General features: G+C 41.0%; 15 protein-coding genes and 1 pseudogene. 8 read left to right on the top strand and 8 right to left on the bottom strand.

The features are described from left to right. Nucleotides 1–773 precede the first annotated feature (773 nt). The 3 genes from FD724_RS13865 to FD724_RS13855 all read left to right on the top strand — a co-directional run bounded on the left by FD724_RS13865 (nucleotide 774) and on the right by FD724_RS13855 (nucleotide 4108). A complete protein-coding gene (locus FD724_RS13865; RefSeq protein WP_179073027.1) occupies nucleotides 774–2174 on the top strand; it encodes an ATP-binding protein in 1401 nt (466 codons plus the stop codon). 132 nt (nucleotides 2175–2306) lie between these two features. After that, complete coding sequence (locus FD724_RS13860) at nucleotides 2307–2684, top strand: response regulator transcription factor (RefSeq protein ID WP_152591568.1); 378 nt, start codon at nucleotides 2307–2309, stop codon at nucleotides 2682–2684. Next, nucleotides 2681–4108 (top strand): cell wall metabolism sensor histidine kinase WalK, encoded by a 1428-nt coding sequence (locus FD724_RS13855; RefSeq protein ID WP_179073026.1) that lies wholly within the window; start codon nucleotides 2681–2683, stop codon nucleotides 4106–4108. The genes FD724_RS13860 and FD724_RS13855 overlap by 4 nt, the downstream gene beginning before the upstream one ends. A 51-nt stretch (nucleotides 4109–4159) precedes the next feature. Here the strand turns inward: FD724_RS13855 and FD724_RS13850 are convergent, their stop codons facing one another. Beyond that, nucleotides 4160–6751, bottom strand: a complete 2592-nt coding sequence (locus FD724_RS13850) for a chloride channel protein (protein WP_179075507.1) — start codon at nucleotides 6749–6751, stop codon at nucleotides 4160–4162. Nucleotides 6752–6930: 179 nt separating this feature from the next. Beyond that, the gene (locus FD724_RS42065) at nucleotides 6931–6993 is read right to left on the bottom strand and encodes a hypothetical protein (RefSeq protein WP_372726524.1); all 63 of its coding nucleotides are present in this window, start codon (nucleotides 6991–6993) and stop codon (nucleotides 6931–6933) included. Nucleotides 6994–7672: 679 nt separating this feature from the next. Here FD724_RS42065 and FD724_RS13845 point away from each other — a divergent pair. Next, nucleotides 7673–8726, top strand: a protein-coding gene (locus FD724_RS13845) for an IS630 family transposase (RefSeq protein ID WP_256874324.1) whose coding sequence is annotated in 2 segments (ribosomal slippage) — nucleotides 7673–8065 and nucleotides 8067–8726 — 1053 coding nt in all. Because the reading frame shifts where the segments join, the coding sequence is not laid out codon by codon here. A gap of 49 nt (nucleotides 8727–8775) precedes the next feature. On the opposite strand, the gene FD724_RS13840 is transcribed toward FD724_RS13845, so the two are convergent. The 3 genes from FD724_RS13840 to FD724_RS13830 form a co-directional block, all read right to left on the bottom strand. Then, nucleotides 8776–10014: a DNA cytosine methyltransferase gene (locus tag FD724_RS13840; RefSeq protein ID WP_179073025.1), complete on the bottom strand. Its 1239-nt coding sequence runs from the start codon at nucleotides 10012–10014 to the stop codon at nucleotides 8776–8778. A 298-nt stretch (nucleotides 10015–10312) separates the two neighbouring features. Further along, on the bottom strand, nucleotides 10313–10606 hold the full coding sequence (locus FD724_RS40825) for a hypothetical protein (RefSeq protein WP_256874553.1): 294 nt from the start codon (nucleotides 10604–10606) through the stop codon (nucleotides 10313–10315). A 74-nt stretch (nucleotides 10607–10680) separates the two neighbouring features. Then, nucleotides 10681–11271 (bottom strand): hypothetical protein, encoded by a 591-nt coding sequence (locus tag FD724_RS13830; RefSeq protein ID WP_179073024.1) that lies wholly within the window; start codon nucleotides 11269–11271, stop codon nucleotides 10681–10683. 305 nt (nucleotides 11272–11576) lie between these two features. Between FD724_RS13830 and FD724_RS13825 the strand changes: the two genes are divergently transcribed. The 3 genes from FD724_RS13825 to FD724_RS13815 are packed head-to-tail and all read left to right on the top strand — an operon-like array spanning nucleotide 11577 to nucleotide 14202. After that, on the top strand, nucleotides 11577–12521 hold the full coding sequence (locus FD724_RS13825) for a hypothetical protein (RefSeq protein ID WP_179073023.1): 945 nt from the start codon (nucleotides 11577–11579) through the stop codon (nucleotides 12519–12521). Between the two features lie 20 nt (nucleotides 12522–12541). After that, nucleotides 12542–13336 carry a hypothetical protein gene (locus FD724_RS13820; protein ID WP_179073022.1) on the top strand — a complete coding sequence of 265 codons (795 nt, stop codon included), beginning with the start codon at nucleotides 12542–12544 and terminating at the stop codon, nucleotides 13334–13336. A gap of 14 nt (nucleotides 13337–13350) precedes the next feature. Next, on the top strand, nucleotides 13351–14202 hold the full coding sequence (locus FD724_RS13815) for a hypothetical protein (protein WP_179073021.1): 852 nt from the start codon (nucleotides 13351–13353) through the stop codon (nucleotides 14200–14202). Between the two features lie 188 nt (nucleotides 14203–14390). On the opposite strand, the pseudogene FD724_RS13810 reads toward FD724_RS13815, so the two are convergent. Continuing rightward, nucleotides 14391–15428 (bottom strand): annotated as a pseudogene (locus tag FD724_RS13810) (hypothetical protein). A 170-nt stretch (nucleotides 15429–15598) separates the two neighbouring features. On the opposite strand from FD724_RS13810, the gene FD724_RS42060 reads away from it, so the two are divergent. Beyond that, entirely contained in the window at nucleotides 15599–16090 is a 492-nt protein-coding gene (locus FD724_RS42060; protein WP_242060916.1) for a TnsD family Tn7-like transposition protein, read from the top strand. Here the strand turns inward: FD724_RS42060 and FD724_RS13800 are convergent. Together FD724_RS13800 and FD724_RS13795 are read right to left on the bottom strand one after the other, a co-directional pair. Beyond that, complete coding sequence (locus FD724_RS13800; RefSeq protein WP_179073020.1) at nucleotides 16035–16496, bottom strand: hypothetical protein; 462 nt, start codon at nucleotides 16494–16496, stop codon at nucleotides 16035–16037. The genes FD724_RS42060 and FD724_RS13800 overlap by 56 nt on opposite strands. A gap of 37 nt (nucleotides 16497–16533) precedes the next feature. After that, nucleotides 16534–19800: a WD40 repeat domain-containing protein gene (locus tag FD724_RS13795; RefSeq protein ID WP_179073019.1), complete on the bottom strand. Its 3267-nt coding sequence runs from the start codon at nucleotides 19798–19800 to the stop codon at nucleotides 16534–16536. Between the last annotated feature and the right edge of the window lie 215 nt (nucleotides 19801–20015).

The raw sequence follows: 20015 nt of genomic DNA, 5'->3' as shown, positions 1-20015 counted from the left end.
TCTCTCGCCTTGTAACTGCGAGATTCTGTGAACTCTGTAATTTCACTCTACTTACTCATTATGATGAACGATATTTATTGACAATATTCACTGAACAGTGAGGCATTAAAATTTGCCAAAACCGGAAATGATATTTCAATACCTCATTTTGTATTTTTTTAACGCTACACCTTAAAAGTCTAAAAGTTGGGTAGAATTCGGGTAAAAATCGGGTAGTAAAAGCAAGAATATTGATGAATTCTAAATTTTCAATATAATTCGTATGAATTAGAGATGAGATAAGCTAATCGGCATTAAAGTTGCATAATCAGGGCGGGCAAGATGCCCACCCCACAAGATATTCAGAAAAGTTTAATATGCAAATTAGATATGCTTTAGCTTAATAGAGCAATCACAGTTTATTTAATGACAATATAGGAATATCTTTTGATTTAGAGAATTTATTGGGTTTAGTGGGTATTTACATAGCCAATACAAAAGAAAGCTTTTTGAGTGGCAATGAGTTTTTCAAAAATCAAATATGAGTCCTGATATATAAAACTAAAATTCTCCAAACAAACAATTAAATTTATTTGTTTGGAGATATTTTAGTGCAAAGGAGCTTGAATTTAAGTAGAAGTTTAATACCTCTTTGTGGAGATTTAAGGCAAAAATCGGGTAGAAATCGGTTAGTAATAAAATTTTTGAACTAAGCTTAATATTTGGAAAAATCTTTACTTTGATGTAAGGTCTTGGATAAGATATGGACTCTGAACCATTAATTGATTTTTTCTATGAAATGGTCACTGGAAAGGAAATGGATTGCCTCTGGCTTCGGCTTGAGCTTATTATTAATGGGTACAGCTAGTCTTATTTCTTACCAAAATGCTACTCAGTTAATTGAAAGTAGCAATCAAGTCAAGGACACACATGAGGTAATGAAAAATGTTATTGACATCTTTGCTACACTAACCGATGCAGAAGCCGGACGCAGGGGTTATATTCTTTATAGAGAGCAATCAGAACTCAAACGTTACTATCAGGCAATGCAAAGCCTGGATGCCAAAGTCAAAAAGTTGCAGCAACAACTTGCTGATGACTCTTATCAACAGCAGCAAATAACGAAGCTAAAATTCCTCATTGCTCAAAGAGTTCAATTATCTAAACAGTCGATTAACCTCAAAGAAGTAGGTAAATCAAGCTTTGCTATTCAAGCACCTCTACTTACTCAAAGTAACCAAAATCGTAATCAAATCCGCGAAACGCTTACTCAAATGCAAGCTAGGGAAGAACAGTTACTACAAATCTCGGTCAGACATTCCCAAGAGAATATCCGCAACCGGATGTTAATTGAATTCCTCGGTACTTTCTTGAGTTTTGCTATTTTATTAGGCGTTTATGCGTTGCTTTATCAGCAATTAGTAAAGCGCCAAGAAGCAGAAGCTATTCAACAGACTTTAGCTCAAGAAAAAGAACTTAGCGAATTGAAGTTACGATTTTTTTCAATGGTATCCCATGAATTTCGCACACCACTGAGTATTATATTGGGGTCGGCTCAACTATTGGCTCAAAGTAATCAGCAGTGGACGGAAGAGAAGAAACTTAAAAATCTGTATCGCATTCAATCTTCAGCTAGGTCAATGAACCAGTTACTAACCGATATTTTAACTTTGACTAGGGCAGAAGCTGGGAAATTAGAATTTCATCCAGAACTGATAGATTTGGAAGCCTTTTGCATTAATTTGATAGAAGACCTCCAATTTTCTAATCAACAACAGCATACTATTAAATTTATCAGCCAAGGGAACTGTACTCACGCTAAATTAGACGAAAATATACTTTATTCGGTTCTGAGTAACTTACTCTCAAATGCAATTAAATATTCACCTCCAGAGGGAAGTATTTTCTTAATTCTTAGTTGTGAATCATCCGCAATATTTTTCCAAGTTAAAGATAATGGGATAGGGATTCCTGGCGAATTTCAAGAGCATTTATTTGAGCCTTTTCATCGTGCTAATAATGTAGGCAAGATTGTTGGCAGTGGACTAGGACTTGCTGTGGTTAAAAAGTGTTTAGAAATACATCATGGAGAAATTTATGTAGATAGCGAAGTAGGAGGTGGAACAAGTTTTACGATCAAATTTCCCCAACCAGGAACAGTAATAGTCAAGAGTAAATTAAGCAGTCATGACTAAACTTAAACCTTCTTGGTGATAAGGTTTTCATCCTTACTATTTAACAAATTAATTTCGAGAGGAAGATGTCACAAATATATCTGTTAATACAAAATATTATTATAAATAACTCACGCTAATTTAGAATAAACAATGCCACATGTATTACTTGTAGATGATGAAGCAGCTCTTTGCGACAGTCTCACCTATACACTACAAAAAGAAGGTTACACGGTGACTACAGCCGCCGATGGACATAGTGCAATCAAACAGTTTCACAAGCAAGTACCAGATGTAATTTTGCTTGATTTGATGTTACCGGAAGTTGACGGTATGGAAGTTTGCTGGCGGATTCGAGCATTTTCCAATGTACCTATTGTGATGCTCACTGCTAAAGATGAGGATATTGATAAAATTTGGGGGTTAGAAGCAGGTGCAGATGATTATATTACTAAACCTTTTAACACCCGTGAACTACTAGCACGCATCAAAGCAGTACTGCGTCGTCGTTCTGGGGAGCAGCCTTCATGAGAGGCTGGATACCTGGGATTAAATTAAATACAATTTATGCCAAGCTTTTAGGCACATACCTGATGTTAACAGCTTTTGGAACGTCACTGATGGCAGGTTATATCCTTTGGTCGTTCCATGATTATTTTATGCGATCGCGACAAGTAGATTTGGATAACTGGACGAGTGCGTTAAGCGAAAGTGTAGCAGATGCACTAGAAGAAAAAGATATTAAACAGGTAAATTTACTGGTGCAACGGTATGGCGCACCACAAACTGTAACCCTACGTGTTTTTAATCAACAAGGCAGTCTATTAGCCACTTCTGACCCCAAGTTAGACAGCCAGGTTAAAGATTGGTATCAAGTTCCGGGAATACGGGAAGCTTTACAAAACCGTGTAAAGCAAGGTGTTGCCAAAGGCGTTTTATCAAATAGCGATCGCCTCTACATTACCAGACCTATTGAGCGTAACGGTCAATTGTTGGGCGTAATCCGAATGTCTATGACTTTGGAGCAGCTTCAGCGACAGTTTGCTAGGGTAATTTGGAGTATTTTGGGAACCCTAGCTGTAACGATTCTACTGTGTACATTAATTAGCAGTCGCTTTGCTCGCAGCCTCTCAAAACCAATTGAGATTATGCGGAACTTTGCCATTCGCTTGGGTGGCGGTCATTTTGGCGATAAGCTGACGATCCATGAGAACAATGAGTTGGATCAATTGGCAGCAGAACTCAACCGGATGAGTGAGCGGTTAGCTTCCTTAGACAAAGAGCGACGGGTGTTTTTAGCCAATGTCTCCCACGAACTGCGTACCCCTATAAGTAACGTTCAGGTGACAGTAGACGCACTCAAAGCAGGAGCATCTGAAGAACCAGAATTACGCGATCGCTTTTTCCAAACTATCGAAAACGAAACCAAGCGTTTATCACGATTGATTCATGACTTGCTGGATTTAGGACGTTTGGAAGCAGGAGTTTTTGAATTAGAAAAGCAACCCATCTCGCTGCATGGATTAATTAACCGTGCTGTCAATGCACTAGAACCGCGAATGCTATCTTTGGGAATTTCTACACAGGTTAACGCCGGAAACCTAATGATTCAGGGCGATCCAGAGCGGTTATTACAAGCGATTCTCAATTTGTTGGATAATGCGATTAAGCACTCACCAGCCAATTCTCAAGTATTTATTTCTGCATACAGCCAAGGCAAACAAGCTATTATTCAAATTCAAGACCAGGGAAAAGGGATAAAAGAGGGTGATTTACCCCGAATCTTTGAGCAATTTTATACAACAGACCCTGCACGCAAAGGTAGCGGTAATGGTCTAGGGTTAGCAATTTCTAAGCGGATTATTGAAGCCCATCAAGGTAGTATTATCGCCAGCAGCACATCAAATCAAGGGGCAACTTTTACTATATACTTGCCGATGATTCGTAATTCGTAATTTGTCATTTGTCATTTGTAATACTCTATGGGTAGGGTTGCGCCTATGTAATTAAGTTTTGACCATGATAACTGTACAATTACTCTTGCGAGAAATATTCTCGGCAATATTTCCTTGAATCGCTTGTTGTAGTAAACTTTCACGGCTAGCTCCCAGAACAATCACATCACTGTTATCTTGTTCTGCACACTTGAGGACAGCATCAGAAACAGAATTGGCACGAACTGGAGTAGCCATCACTTTACCGCTAACTCGGCGTTGCAGAAAGTGAACAGATTTATCTAATAATGTTGTGTCAGGAATCGAGTTAGTAGGCTGGAAAACCTGACATAGCTTGATTTGGGGCGATGTACTTAGAGAAGCCAGAGCAGGTAATAACTTAATTGCTTGGCTGGAGTTAGGGCCACCTGCCATTGGCAACAACCAACGGTCAAAGGATCTTTTATCATCTAATTTAGCCAAGATAACATCACAACCTGCCTGTCGAATTATGGTATCCACCACTCGGCTGAAAACTCTACCAGGAGTTGATGTACTGCCTTTCCATCCCATTAGCACCAAGTCAATGTGTCGTTCTTTGACAGTCTCCAAAATTGCTCCAGCAACATTATGGGCAACTCGGATCTGGGTATGAACGGGAATCCGCGAATTCTCTCCTAAAAGTATTGCCCGTTGCAAAAGTTGAAGACTTTTGCTGATTTGTACTGGTGTTTCCGATGGGATGCGGCTAGACGGAACGATAATCACTTGTAGGCATTCTATTTCGTAATTGCGATCTTTGGCGATCGCAACTGCCATTTCTAATAAAGTTTCGGCTGTCTGAGGATGTGAAAGTGGTACTAACAATCTTCCTTTACCTGTAGCCGGAGCGCGAGTTTGGTAAACTACATAAGAAGGTGCTGATTTACGTTCTATTTGTTCGCTATTACCACTGAGTTGCTCTGCTTCTACACGGATAATATCACTACGAGTAATAATTCCTATGAGCTTGCGATTTTCTGTAACGGGTAAGCAGCTGAGATGATAACGATTGAGTATATGCAGTACATGAGCCAGTGTAGCTGTGGGAGTTACTGTCACAGGCTCTGGTGTCATAATCTCGCTAATAGTGGTATCTCCACTTAACTGTTGGGAAGCAATATTAACTAAATCTTTCTGAGTGACAATCCCAACAACTCTACCATTCTCTAAAACCGGGAAGTTGCGATGGTGAGAGTGAGAAAATGCCTGTACTGCTTCATCAGTACTCATTTGGCTAGAGAGGGTTTCTACACGCCGTTGCATCACATCTACGGCACTCAGTTGCGCTAGAAGTCCCTCTGTACTAGGCTCCTTGGTAATGTGAATCCCTTTCCACTCTAGTAGAAGGTCGTAGAGCGATCGATGGTCAATTTTTTCTGCTACTAAATAGGCAACCACAGACGCAATCATTAGCGGTAGCACCAGATTGAAATCTGTTGTCATCTCAAATACAATAACGACTGCTGTAATTGGTACTTTGGAGACAGCGCTAAAAAAGGCAGCCATGCCGACATGAGCATAGACTGTTGCAGCACTCATTCCCAGTAAACTGTGTTCGACAGCACCAACTAAGTAACCAAGGGCAGCCCCTAATGCCAAAGTGGGAACTAGTAAACCCCCTGGCGCTCCAGAGCCGTAGGTAAAAATAATTAGGATAAACTGAACTAAAAGAGCGATCGCTGCAAATGACCAATTAGTATTACCCGCAAGCAAAATTTCTCTCAGCCCAGCATGATCGCGAAAGGTAGCAGGTAAAAAGGCGATCGCCAAACCACTCACTAACCCAGCAATTCCAATTCGCCAGGGTAAACTCAACCTTACCAGGCGGCGGTTAATTGCTAGACTTTCAAGAATACCTTTATTAAATAGAATGCCTAGAAGTCCCGCCAGCACTCCCAAAATTAAGTAGAAAGGGATTTCCTGAGCGAAGAAAGTTGTATCGGGAAGACCTAAATTTAGATGATTCAGATCCAGGTTGTGACTACCATAGAGCCGGGAGATGACTGAAGCGATGAAAGAAGCCAAAATTGCAGTGCCAAGAGTGATACCTGATACATCTTGGAGTAATTCTTCCACTACAAATAGTACACCTGCGATCGGTGCATTAAAAGCCGCAGCTAATCCAGCTCCGGCTCCGGCGGCGATTAGTTGGCGACGATGCTCTGGTGAAGTCGGTGCCCAATTACTCAGTTGATTTGCCAAGGCTGCCCCAATTTGGACAGTTGGCCCTTCCCGTCCCAAAGGCATTCCCGAACCCAACACTAATGTCGCACTGATCAACTTGACCAAAGCAATCCGCAGATTTAACGGCATCGGTACGCGAGCCAATACCGCTTTGACTTCAGACATCCCACTACCTGATGCTTCCGGTGCGAAGCGCTCTACTAGCCAACCAGCTAACAGTCCCCCTATTAGTCCAATAGCTGGTAGTACTAAGTAGGCAGGCCAATGGTAAGAAACACGTACTCGCAATGCACCAGCCCAATCCACTGCCTGTCCTAACAGAACTGCCGCTAACCCAGAAACTAGACCAATCAGGCAAGCTTCCACGAAAGCCAAGCGCCTGGGTTGAACCAACTGACGGGAGAGCCTCAACCAGAGAATTTTACCCCTGGCTAACATATTTTTAGCAATCACTTGTCATCAATGAAGGTATATAAATGTCTGAAATGTCTTACCGTTCACCCTATTCATAGAGTTTCATAAGAAAATGAAATTAGAATGAAATTTTTCTATGCCTAAAGATAGGTATGTACAGTAGCAATACCTGACTGTAGTGTTTTATACTTAAAACTCCTGCTTTAATACAGCCAACTCTGATAATCTGTATTTGTCTCTTTCATATCTTCATAAAGCCAAACCATGCGATCCAGATACCATAGTTTGCCAAAAGCTGTTGATTGTTAAAAACGCAACTTCAGTAGACTGAAAATTTTTGTGATCGCCTACGTGGGCGCTCCGCACCATCGCTTTTAACTACTGTGCCTAAATCTGGCTCATCTGCAACAATAAGTCGCATAGTAGCGGAATTTTTTGTAAAAAGTAACTTCAGTTATATAATTACAAAAAGACCTTGCAACAACTTTTTATCTTTGAACCGTGAGCCACTGTAGCCTAAGAAAAATTCACTACCTGACCTGATTAAAGAATAATTTACTTTTTCCTTGCTCCTCACAATTTTTCAGCTAAAATGTCATAATCTGAATTTGATAAAGAAGCTATTAATTTCTTAAAAAATTTGACTGCCATCTCTAAAGTGCAAAGCTGAGTACTCAAAATCACAACAATAGCAGTATTTATAGTTAATGAAGTTGAGCAATGGTGTTTTGGGGAGATGACACTGGACAACCAATGCCTTACAGGGGTTGGAATGCGGTTGTAGCTAGCGAACAAAATGGTACAAAAACTAGGCTGACTGCAACATTTCATAGGCTACTTGAGTAGTTGCGAGATTATATGTCTGTAAGTAGGTGGGTGGGAAAAAACCCAACTATATTAAGATAAATAAATACGGAAAATGTACTTACAGAGGTAACAAATGTTATGGGCGCTCGCTTAAGGGTATTCCTCACGCGTGAGCAAGACCAAACCCTGTTAAACCTGAGAACTGTGGATGTACCACAGAAAGTTAAAGATCGAGCAGAGGCAATCAGATTAAACGCGCATGGTTGGTACGTAGAAAAAATAGCTGCTCACTTTGACTGGAGTGTTCAAACAGTAAGAGAAGTCTTACATAAATGGCAGAAGTTAGGTATAGAAGGGCTTTGGGAATTACCAGGTCGAGGAGGAAAACCGAAGTGGAAGGAGGAGGACATAGTATTGTTGGAAAAATGCCTCAGAGAAGAACCACGTACATACAATAGTTTTCAACTCTCCCGGAAATTAGAAAGCGAGCGCCACATAAAATTGAGTCCCGACAGATTAAGACGGGTACTCAAAAAAGGGGGTCTATTGGAAGCGAGCCAAGAAGAGCCACAAGAGAAAACAAGACCCCGTAGTCAGAGCGAAGAAACAAGCAGACCTAGATATGTTGGAATTATCCGCAGCTACCGGAGAAATAGACCTAAAGTATCTAGATGAATCAGGATTCTGTGTGTGGAGTGAACCAGGTTACACCTATTACTTTAGAGGTGAGCAAAAACGCTTAGAGCAAACCAAGCGTCGTGGTCGGAGATTAAGTATTATCGGGTTTCTTCAACCTTTAATCAGCTTTATTTACGGTCTAGTTATTGGTGGTGTTAGTCGTAAATCTTACATTCAAATGATGGAAATTGAAGCGACGGAAGCTCAAAAAACCGGGCGCACTAGGGTAATTGTGCAGGATAACGGACCGATACACCGATGTCTTGAAGTGCAAAAACTATGGTTAAAGTGGGAACAGATGGGTTTGTACATCTTCTTTTTGCCTGCATACTGCTCCGAGATGAATCCAATTGAATTGGAGTGGCAGCACCTGAAAAAAGATGAATTATGTGGGCAAATATTTGATGATGAGTTAGACCTTGCTTACGCGGTGATTGATGGCGTTAAAGCTAGGGGAGAAAAAGGCAACCACAGTACAAAACGTATTAAATTTGGCTCTAATGGCTCTGGTTAAACTTTCGTTACATAGTTGTAAATTTTCCCACCTACCTACTTAGATACTGTTACACTTCTACTTCCAGATGTGGAGGGGGTCGCTCTTTGCTGATTTTGCTTAACCCGCTTAAAGACAGTATTTCATTGACAAAAACGACTATATTCTTAAAACTGCAAGATATTGAGAAAAATAGGCAGTTTTGCCAATTTTGGCACTTAATCTGATAAATGGTATTGCATTCTAGATGTTCTCTAACTTGCATTCCCACAGCATATGCAAGCAATGGGGGTACCGAATTTCCGATTTCTCTTTGGGCGTGGAGTATTGCCTCGCTGAAATTAAACCAATCGGGGTAGCTGTGCAAACGAGCAGCTTCTCTAACTGAGATAACCCGTGGTTGTTCTGGATGGAGGGGACGTAATGCGGTGCGGTTGCCACTCCCCGCTCTTAACGTCACGCAGAATCCATCCCATTGCAGCTTTTTTGATTTGGATTTAGCTTCTCTCGCGCCTGGAGGAGTGTTGATGAATTGCTGAATTACTTCTGGTGTATGTGTTGTCGCTGCGAATCCCGTCTCAATGTTAGTTACTATACCAAGATTTGGGAATATTTTTTCAAGATACTTAGCATATTCTCCCTTCACCCAATCTGGATGCCATTCTTGAGTGTTTTGCTTGGGGAGTAGGGGGACTGGCAACAAGTCCGCGATCGCATCTCTAACTGTATGTTGAAGTTGATGCTTTGGCGGTATAATTTCTCCAAACTTAGATGCAACAAAAAACACCCTTTTTCTAGCCTGGGGAACCCCGTAATCTGAAGCGTTCAGGTTCCACTTTGAGAGAAAATAATGTTCTTCTAGCACTGCTTGGAGGGAATCGGTGATGGTGCCAAACTTCTGATTCTCAATCCCTGGCACATTCTCCATGATTGCCGCAAGGGGATTGAGTTCCAACACCAGCCGTACAAACTCCCCTACCAACGAGTTTCTCTCATCTTCAACATTTTGCAGTCCGGCAACGCTAAATCCTTGGCATGGTGGCCCACCAAAAACGGCATGAATTTCCCCGTCCCAATTTATGTACTTCGCCTGAATATGGGCGCGTATTTCTTCCCCTGTCACTTCCCGAATGTTTTTGCACAAGACTGTGGCGTGCGGGAAATTATGTTGGTATGTTGCTAAGGCGATGGGATTGTTATCAATAGCGATCGCAATTTCAAATCCTGCTGCTTTAAATCCCAAATCAAATCCACCCACCCCGGAGAATAGGCTAACAGCTATTTTTTTGTTTGCTGCTGTTGAATTCATTGAGATTCTAATTAATGTTAACTTCTTGCACTTGGCTTTAAACACACATCAATTACAATCGGAGTTCTGCCTGAGTTTCAAGTCTGCCAACCATCTGTCTAACCGACTATTACTAATTGTTTCTTCTATTAGTGGGTAATCTGTAGTAAAGACTTTATATACCCCTCCCGACTCAATCTCATAAAAATTGACAATCAACCCTTCACGTTTGGCATTACTAAGCTTTTTGATTGCCTCTGGAAGCATCTGCCATACAGATTTCCTTTCCGAATCCGAGAGGAGGTTCCAAGCTTCTTCTTTAGCTTGTTGATATTGCCATAGTCAAAACTGCCAAGTGTTCCGGGCAACTGATAAATGCTTGAAAATTCTCGGCAATTCGGAGCGATCGCCTTTCCTCAGCACTGCCCTTATCCCAACCGTACTCTTCTAACAGTGCGCGATACTCTTTTTTGGTGTAAGTCTGCTTGTACTCGTAGAGTAGGAAAGCCGTATGGAGGTACTCTAGGGTACTTTGCTCTATGTGAGTGGTAGGATTGGAGTCTACCTGATGCTGCTCGATGTATGAATTATTTGCAAAAGTTGCTGTAGTCATGATGTTGTTCATGCACTAATATGCGCGGTCTTAATCTCTAAGACTAAGTTTCCTAATTCGACTAGTTGAATAAGTTAAGCTGCTTTCTGCAAGTTTTTTGATGATGATTTAGAAATAGCAGCCAAGGCATAGCCCAAGGTGTGCTTATGAATTTTGGGCATTTTGTGAAACGACATATCCTGACCCCAATCTTGAACTGACTTGGTGCCAATATGTAATACTTGCGTGAGAGTTTTGACACAAGTTGCGCGAAAATTGGCGTGAGAGACAGTTTGCAATACTTGTTGTTCGCTTAATCCTTCGAGGAGTATTTTTTCTAGAAACGTTTGAGCATCTACGAACGGTGCGTTGTATTCTCCTCTCAAGATGCTCTTTAGCTGCTTTGGCACGATTTCGGCGGCATGAATGTAAGCAAGTGAAACTTTGGAGTAGTTGGGTATCCCATCAAAATTGAGATCACTTCCCCACTTGCGAACTGTTGGTCTTTGTACACCTAAGACTGCACATAGTACAGTGATACATTTTTTGCGGTATTGTGAGTCGGTTTCTTCTTCAAGCAGTTCTCTGGGAGTGAGTTCAGCGATATCAAAACAGTGGCGTAGAAATTGCCTTGGTTCTAGTCCTTGTTTTGGTAGTACTTCTAGTATTTTGTAGTTCTTTTGCATCTTTATTAACTCTTGCACGATTTTTACCGAGTTAGCTCGATTTATCTCAAGCCCTTCTTTTGTGCTTTTTAGGTAAAGTTTACCGATTTGCCGAGTTAGTGATGCATTAACTTAATATTATTTAATATTTAGTGATGCACTAATCAAAATTAGTGCATCACTAAAATGACAAGGTTTATTGATGGTGAGGTGTTTATTTGTTCTAGCGATATAGGTTTTGATATAAAACTTAAGGTTTGTAACTAAAACCCCTGTTGTTTCTATAAACTGAAGAGAAATCTCGATAAACCAAGTTCAAAAAACGTGTGTCAAATCAGCGCGAACGCTTTTCTGGAGGGGATACTGACCGAGTATCTTTTACCCTTGCGCCCGGTGTGCGGCAAAAGGTAGATGATTTACTGCCGATATTGGGTGGCACTTTGGCGAAAGCTTTAAGGCGTTTAGTTGATTTGGGTTTAGATTTAGTTGACCTAGCTCAAAAAAGTGGTAAGCCGGTTCCTCAACCGGGTAGTTTGGAGCAGATGTTTTCTGGTTATACCTCTTTGGGTATAGAACTGATATTTGCGTGCGAATCCTTGGGTTTATCAGTACCAGAAGTGGGCCAGGTAGGAGTTTGGTTTGTAGATAATCTCTCCCTTGGCTTGGGTGATATTGAGGGTATCAAGAAAGACAATGATTTTCAGGCATCACGTATATTTCGCTTAAGTCGAGAAATTCAAAAGTTTTTTCAGCAGCAGCTTAATGTCTTATCGGAAGACGAGTATGCTGCATTTCTGAAAAATTTGCATAGGGAAGCTGTTATTGGACAAGAGTTTGTAGCTGCTTGTCAGACGCTGGGTTGGCAACTGCCAGAGACAGGAAAACTACAGGAATGGTTGCAGGATTTGGTGGTGCGTTCGCACAGCATCTCCGCAGTAGAATCACAATTATCAAACGAGTTATTAGAAGAATGCGATCGACTGGGGATAGAGCCGCCAAAACCTGGTGAGGTTGTAGCGTGGCTACAAAATACCCGCCCTGCGGTATTTGAGCAGTCAATGCACGAACATAGGTTACCTTTTACGGATGATGGTTTGCCTTTAGGGGGGTCGCAACCTTTTTTGGAGCATTTACTTACACTAAATGCACCGCCAACTGAAGATGAGGAGTATGACATTGCTCATAGGTTTGGTGTAGATCCAGCCCATCTTAAGGATTTGATATCCCGCATGAGGTTTGACAAGAACGGACAGACCAATAATTGTCATTAATTTGCTGAGGGGATAAATGCATGGATGCCATTGAAGATTCCTCAACGTTGTGGACTTTACTATGCAAGCCTGGATGGGAAATTAAACCCAACCCAGTAAAGCATCTACTCAAAATTAAAGCTCCTGACTACCAGGAAGCATTAATGCTTTATACCAACTATCGGAAATTTTTAGCAATGTGGGCGGCATCCCTCGATTGTACCTGTGCTTTGATTGGAATTCAGGGGATGCGTGGGTCTGCATTTAAAATTATTGCAGCAGCGCCAGCATCGCAGCAGAAGTTATATGAAGACTTGATTTTTGCGAGCTTACGAAAGTCGGTTAGTTGTGACTGCGAAAGACTAGTTGATCGGGAATTTGAGAACGATATCAGTAAGTATTCAGGGTTTTACATTGCCGAAACTTGTTTACACCCTGAGCTTAGACCAATTGTTGATGAAATATTCTCAAACCCAGACAAGAAACTTGCCTTAACGCGAATGTCTGACAATTTGCAATTAATCGTGTCCGCATCAGCAGCACGGGCGATGAGTTCTGACTCACAAGATGTGGTGCGTCGTCGAACGACTGATTTTTGGCACGCTAGAGACTACGAATGTTTTTTGCGGATGTTCAAGCAAGATGGGGGAGCGGGGTTTGAAATTACTTACCAAGCAACAACCAATCTCCCAAAAATTAATCCTTTGGCACCGTGGGCGCGGTTTACTACAAGCTATCGGTTTTTTGAAATTGATGTTGGCGATCGCACAGAAGTGTACCGTTTGGGCGAAGGTAAAGATATCACCCTAATCAGTCGTCCCAAGGTTATTTCATAATATAGCGAGGTTTTATGGCAGTAAGATTCCTAGAAAACAAGGGCAGTGGCAATATTCTAGAGATTAGTCGAGCTAGACTTTTGGAACTTACCCCCAATGTTTATCCCCTCACTTGGGAAGCGATTCTTTCAGGTAATGGTGATAGTGCAGCTATCTTGGGTGCAGGTTTTGCCGAACGTGAAGTTTTTTTTGGTTTTGAGGGAGTTGACTTGACGCGCTACCAACTTCCGACAATCGACTGTTACGACATTGCTATTAATCCGCCAGAAAAGTTTTTAGCTTTACGCAGCCAATACCCAAACCTACAGTTAAATTATTTTTGCGATCGCAATCTAGCAGAACTAGAACTGACAAAACTTTACGCTCCTAATAGCCTGCGGCTAGTTTCGGTTCATGGAGTATTAGATTACTTGCAACTAAATGCGGTTACAAAAACATTACTTGATATCGTGAAGGTGCAGCCAGAGGCAATATCGATACGGTTATTTTTAATGGGCAACCCGTGGTCGCGGAATTTTGCAAGTATAAAGCAACTGGCGATGGAATTAAATTCAATAGAAATTACTACAAGTGGCTTATTTGAGCCGATTGATTTTGATATATTTTGTCGTACAGGTGTTGTGCAATTAAATATTTTAGACCAGGATAAAATTGAACATAATTTGTTACCAAGTTACGGCGCATCTCATGTAATGCCTGATAAACTAGTTGGTTATTTCAATACTCAAGGATATCAGCTTGTTGCAACTGATGTGTACTCACTTTCAAGTCAAGATTTGCAAGGGGATGAATCGCAAAATCATAATAGTAATAAAGATGTATTTTTAGATAATCCACATGGGATGTTGTTATTTTTTAAACGATAAAATACTCATTTGAATCGAGCTAATCAACGAAAATGAATCCGTCCACAATGAGAATTTATGAAATTTCGTGAGTTAAATTCTCAAAGCATAAGGCGCTCGCTACTCCAAGGAAGCTATCTCAAAGTCGTACTACAAAATATTGCTTACTCTAAAAAACTAAGTGTTATTACCTAGCGTGGCAAAACTTACTAGAGAAGACGACTCTCTAAATTAGCCAAGTAACCCTTGGGGTCTCTGCGAAATCGATATTGTTCAATTCTGGCAATGCGTAGTGTTTTTGCAATTGAGAGCGTAATTCGAGCCAAGTAACGATATCAACTTGTGCTAAATCAGATGCGGTAAAAGAATGAAGTTTAGTAGCGATGGCACAGGCAAGTTTGACAGAACCACGAATAACGAGGGATGAGGGGGCAACCTTACGACCAGTACAACGACGTTGATGATGACGTAGCATACCAAAAGCATGTTCTAAGTCATTATTAGTTCGGGGAAAATCTTCAATTTCGTAACAATGAAAAAGTCCAGACCAGTAGTTATGGGTAGTTTTTATAAAGTTATCGATTGCGGTATTGAGTGTACCAGCTTTCTGTTTTTGTTGGGACATTTCTGTTAATAGTTCCTGATAACTTTGTTTAACTCCAGCAGCATCAAGACCTATTTTATTATTAAGAATATTACTAGCCTTATCAACCCATTGATATGCAACTATAACAGGTGAAAATAAAGATGCAGTTGCAGATAACCCTTTAGATATCAGGTGTTTTAGAGCTAGTATTATTTCTCCTGATAAGCAATCTCGAATTACCCATAATACCTCATGTCCAATTTCTGGCTGCATCCCATCGATCGCTAATATCACCCGTCCTTGATTTTTAAATATTGCTTTTAACCTTTTATGGTCTTTTAGCCACAAAGAATTTTCTCGTCATATCTGTCAATTAGGTGCGTGACCGAACGCTTACCTTATACATATACCCAATAATATCGAGGTGAGTGTGTATTTGGGGAACACTTCTATGTTCCTGGTAGCGTAATGCTCCTATATAAGCAATCACATCCAAACCAAATTCGCTCTGTGGTAGAGCGAGTGACCCTTCTTGCTCTGGTCGATATGCTTTTTTATACCGCAGACATGACTTGTTTCGACATCGACGAATTTTTAGCTGTAGTTCTACTACCCCGTTTAACGTTCTTATATGTCGAGGATTATTGTATTCATTCCACATTGCTTGACCGCACGAGGGGCATTTTTTTTGAACACAATCGAGTACTTCAAACGATGTTGCCTCTGGTTTTAAACTTTTTCTTGCCAAGTTTTTGCACCATTATTTCGCTACAAGGTCAAGATTACAGGATTTCCGCTCTTCTCTAGTAAGTTTTGCCACGCTAGGTTTTATTGATTAAGAGGAATTTAGCGACTCTAGACCGTCAGGTATATGAGCAAGGTTTACGACAGAAATTTTTGTCTTTTTATGGAAGTGAATTTCTTGAGGCTCTTGGTATAAATGTCAGTAATAATAACATAAATTTATTTAAAATTTTTCGATTGCATTTGGAGTTTTTTGACCCGGTAATGCATCTGCTAATGATTAGATTTTTGAGGAATTCGCCTTCAACATTTTTTGCTCGTAAATCTAAATATAAACCTTTTGGTAAGGGGCCTTGGCTTTGTCTAAATCCTGCTTGCGAACACTATCTCCATTCTGTGGTTACGAAGTTAGTGATGCTTTTAAGCAATGATCTAAATTCGACCTATTCTTATATAAAAAATCCTATAGGCACCTTTGAGTGTGATTGCGGTTTTCAATATAGTAAGATTGGCGTGAATTTGACTAAAGTTGATAAGTTTCGATTTTGGCAAGTATCATCCTTTGACGCGATGCCATAAAACCCTCAAAGTCATCTTGTCGAAGTGTTATTGCGTCGATTTGATGAGTTGCCAGAATTGCATTCATACCTGCATCGTCTAGCTGAACACTGTCATGCTTTTGAAGTTGAACCAGATATTTACTTGGAGCTTTACCGCCAATCATGCGATTTGCTTTAAACGATATTGGAGTTTTGTTGAGGATAGAGTTATAGCGAGATGCGGGAATACCCTGCTTGTCACACCAACTTTTGGGGAAAATGTGATGAATATCTAGTCTGCGTTCTTCCCAATCACTTTCATCCAAATCCCGAATAGTGGACTTCCAAAAGAAATCTTTAGAACCTTCACGTTGAATCAAGGTATTGATACCCTTATATGCAGCACTAGTTCGGGAACGCAAAGTCCCTAAACGTGCAGGATGCATTCAAAACTTTTATTGCAGTTGTCAACCGTAGACCGAGTTATTGGTTCTCTGTGGGTACTGATTGCCAAGCAAGGCGATCTTTCCAGTGCGATGTGAAATTAAGTTGAACTGCTTGCTTAAAATCCTCTAAAGCTGCTAAAAAAGCTTTCTCTTTTAGCTTGGCTGCTCCTTGGTTGTGCAACTGTTTGGGGAATTGTGGATTCCATACATATTTTTGACAAGTTTGGTAGGCAATTTCTACATCACTGCCATTTTCAGGATTTTGAAAGACGGGATGATAATTTAATCTGTTGCAGCAAACTTGCAACCATTCTTGCCACCCACAGTACCACAAGCGGACTGTTCCATCAAGACTACCACTGACAATCAGTTTACCATCAGGGCTAAAAGCTGCGGAATTTACCCAATACTCATGCCCGCGCCAAGGTCTACCAATGGAGTTGCCATGAATATCCCACAAGCACACTGTCGAATCATTGCTGGCACTGACAATCCACTTACCATCAGGGCTAAAGGCGACAGAATTAACTTCTTTTTCATGCCCACGCCAAGGTTGACCAATGGGGTTGCCGTAAATATCCCACAAGCACACTGTCGAATCATTGCTGGCACTGACAATCCACTTACCATCAGGGCTAAAGGCGACAGAATTAACTTCTTTTTCATGCCCACGCCAAGGTTGACCAATGGGGTTGCCGTGAATATCCCACAAGCGGATTGTCGAATCATTGCTGGCACTGATAATCCACTGACCATCAGGGCTAAAGGTGACAGAATTGACTTCTTTTTCATGTCCGCGCCAAGGTTGACCAATGGGGTTGCCGTGAATATCCCACAAGCGGACTGTCGAATCATTGCTGGCACTGATAATCCACTGACCATCAGGGCTAAAGGTGACAGAATTGACTTCTTTTTCATGTCCGCGCCAAGGTTGACCAATGGGGTTGCCGTGAATATCCCACAAGCGGACTGTCGAATCATTGCTGGCACTGATAATCCACTGACCATTAGGGCTAAAGGTGACAGAATTGACTTCTTTTTCATGTCCGCGCCAAGGTTGACCAATGGGGTTGCCGTGAATATCCCACAAGCGGACTGTCGAATCATTGCTGGCACTGATAATCCACTGACCATCAGGGCTAAAGGTGACAGAATTGACCCAATTCTCATATTTGCGCTGCGATCGCCCGATGACCCGCTCTTGTAATATTTGATGTAGCTCCCACAAACGCACAGTTCGATCGCCACCACTGATAATCAGCTTGCCATCGGGGCTAAAGGCTAGGGAATTAACCTGTCCTTCATGTCCCCGCCAAGGTTGAGTGATGGGGTTGCCATTGATATTCCATAAGCGTATTGTGCGATCGCAGCTACCACTAATAATAAACTTGCCATCAGGGCTAAACGCTACAGAATTTATATGTCCTTCATGCCCGTGCCAAGGTTGACCGATGGGATTACCTTGGATGTCCCACAACCGCACTGTAGAATCACTACTACCACTGACAATAAACTTGCTATCAGAGCTAAAGGCGACGCAAATAATTTTCGCCTCATGTTTGTGCCAGGGTTGGGTAATGCTGTTACCTTGTAAATCCCACAAACACACCGTTCCGTCAAAACCAACACTGATAATGCAATCGCCATTTGGGCTAAAGGCGACGGAAATAACTCCTTCCTTGTGTCCGCGCCAAGGTTGAGTAATGGCGTTACCTTGTAAATCCCACAAACAAACTGTTCCGTCAAAACCAACACTGACAATGCGTACCCCTCCGGGGTTGGCGCAGCCATCGCTATTTGGGCTAAAGGCGACGGAAATAACTCCTTCCTCATGTCCCTGCCACGGTTGAGTAATGAGATTACCTTGTAGATCCCATAAACACAAAATTCCGTCAATACTGCCACTAACAATAAACTTGCCATCAGGACTAAAAGCTAGACAATTAACCTCTTGCTCGTGCCCCAATAAAAATTGAGCGGTAGGATTGCCAATGATATTCCACAAGCAAACCGTAGAATCGCTACTGCCACTAGCAATAAACTTGCCATCAGGACTAAAGGCTAGACAATTAACCTCTTGCTCGTGTCCGCGCAAGCTATTTGCCTCTGTGGGTGTGTTCATTGCTTCCTTTAAGCTTCCCAAAACAGGAGCTAGAAGCTGGTTTGGATATTTCTCTAAATTCTCACCCATTGTTTGAATTGCCAGCACCAAACCCTCTAGCGGTTGGACAGGAAATAAATTCAAAACTCTGGCGGATTGTTCGCGTAGTTTTAATTCAGTCAGTGCAAGGTTTAACTTTTGAATCTCTTGTTCTTTTTCTCTCAAATGGCGATCGCGCCATCCAAGACTAGGATTAATAAATTGATTAGCTTGTTCGCTTAAATAACCAAACGTTTGCTCTTTTAGTTCTTGATAAGTCTTTATCTTCAGAACCCGGTTTGCAATATTTTCTCTTTCCCACAGTACATCTAAGGTGTATGCCAGAAGTGGTAAATAATCATTTTGTTGGTGAAAATCATGAATAATTTGCTCAACTAATCCTTGTTCAAAGATAACGCCATTTCTCGCAGCAGGTTCAGCGATCGCTAACTTTAATTCTCCATCGCTCATTCTAGTGAGTATACGACTATAGCGATCGTGGATCTTTGCAAGTTGGGGATACTCACTAAATTTATCCAAAAAATCAGACCGCATTGTTAAAACAATTTTGACAGAGCTATCCTGCTGCTGGAACAGTTGAAAGAGACTAGCAAAAAATTTATCGCGTTCCGGTTTTTGAGTTTTTGTAAACAGTTCTTCAAATTGGTCAATAAAAATCAGAATACACTGATAATCTTGTTTGAGGAATGTGACAATTTTAATTAGGGTATTTTCTCTTATTTCTTTAGAAATATCCGCTAGTGACGATTTTTTACCATAAGTAGAAGCAAGACACTGATAAAGAGATTTAAAAGGATTTTCATCTGGGTGAAAACTTATATTAATTAATGATTTTTTATTAGATCCTAAATAAGGAATTAAACCTGCCCGAATCAATGATGATTTGCCCGTGTCTGATGCTCCTAAAAGCAAGAGTACATTATCTTTTTTTAAGCGATCGCCCAGATTAGCAATCCACTTCTCCCGACCAAAAAATTTGTCTTTATCTTTAATTTCAAAAGTTTTTAGTCCTAAGTAGGGAGAGTCTGTTTTCAGTGGACGACAATGAATGTCCTCAAAATTACTGTCAGAAAAAAAGTCGTATTCAGAAATACATTGGACATTAAACCCAATATTTATATCGCCTTCAGAACTGTTAACCATCTTATCTCCTTACCTTTGGACATCTCTGGCTAAATCTTTACCTCAGTTATAGTTCCTCGGCTAATCTTTGTAAGTACCTCAACAAAATTAATTACACATTCTCTGGTGAAGCTTTCCCTGTCGCCGCCCTATAGGATCACAAGTCAATTACCCCCCTTAATCCCCCCTTGTAAAGGGGGAAAAAAAGAAATCTAGTTCCCTCCCCTTTACAACTA

Origin of the sequence: Nostoc sp. C057 (assembly GCF_013393925.1) — a bacterium.
Classification (GTDB): domain Bacteria; phylum Cyanobacteriota; class Cyanobacteriia; order Cyanobacteriales; family Nostocaceae; genus Nostoc; species Nostoc muscorum_A.
This window is presented reverse-complemented; position numbering and strand designations above follow the sequence as displayed.

Coding starts and splice junctions, on each gene's coding strand:
- FD724_RS13795 (WP_179073019.1), bottom strand. CDS start 19,800: ATGGTTAACAGTTCTGAAGGCGATATAAATATTGGGTTTAATGTCCAA.
- FD724_RS13865 (WP_179073027.1), top strand. CDS start 774: ATGAAATGGTCACTGGAAAGGAAATGGATTGCCTCTGGCTTCGGCTTG.
- FD724_RS13820 (WP_179073022.1), top strand. CDS start 12,542: ATGGATGCCATTGAAGATTCCTCAACGTTGTGGACTTTACTATGCAAG.
- FD724_RS13815 (WP_179073021.1), top strand. CDS start 13,351: ATGGCAGTAAGATTCCTAGAAAACAAGGGCAGTGGCAATATTCTAGAG.
- FD724_RS13860 (WP_152591568.1), top strand. CDS start 2,307: ATGCCACATGTATTACTTGTAGATGATGAAGCAGCTCTTTGCGACAGT.
- FD724_RS13850 (WP_179075507.1), bottom strand. CDS start 6,751: ATGTTAGCCAGGGGTAAAATTCTCTGGTTGAGGCTCTCCCGTCAGTTG.
- FD724_RS13855 (WP_179073026.1), top strand. CDS start 2,681: ATGAGAGGCTGGATACCTGGGATTAAATTAAATACAATTTATGCCAAG.
- FD724_RS13840 (WP_179073025.1), bottom strand. CDS start 10,014: ATGAATTCAACAGCAGCAAACAAAAAAATAGCTGTTAGCCTATTCTCC.
- FD724_RS13800 (WP_179073020.1), bottom strand. CDS start 16,496: ATGCATCCTGCACGTTTAGGGACTTTGCGTTCCCGAACTAGTGCTGCA.
- FD724_RS13830 (WP_179073024.1), bottom strand. CDS start 11,271: ATGCAAAAGAACTACAAAATACTAGAAGTACTACCAAAACAAGGACTA.
- FD724_RS40825 (WP_256874553.1), bottom strand. CDS start 10,606: ATGACTACAGCAACTTTTGCAAATAATTCATACATCGAGCAGCATCAG.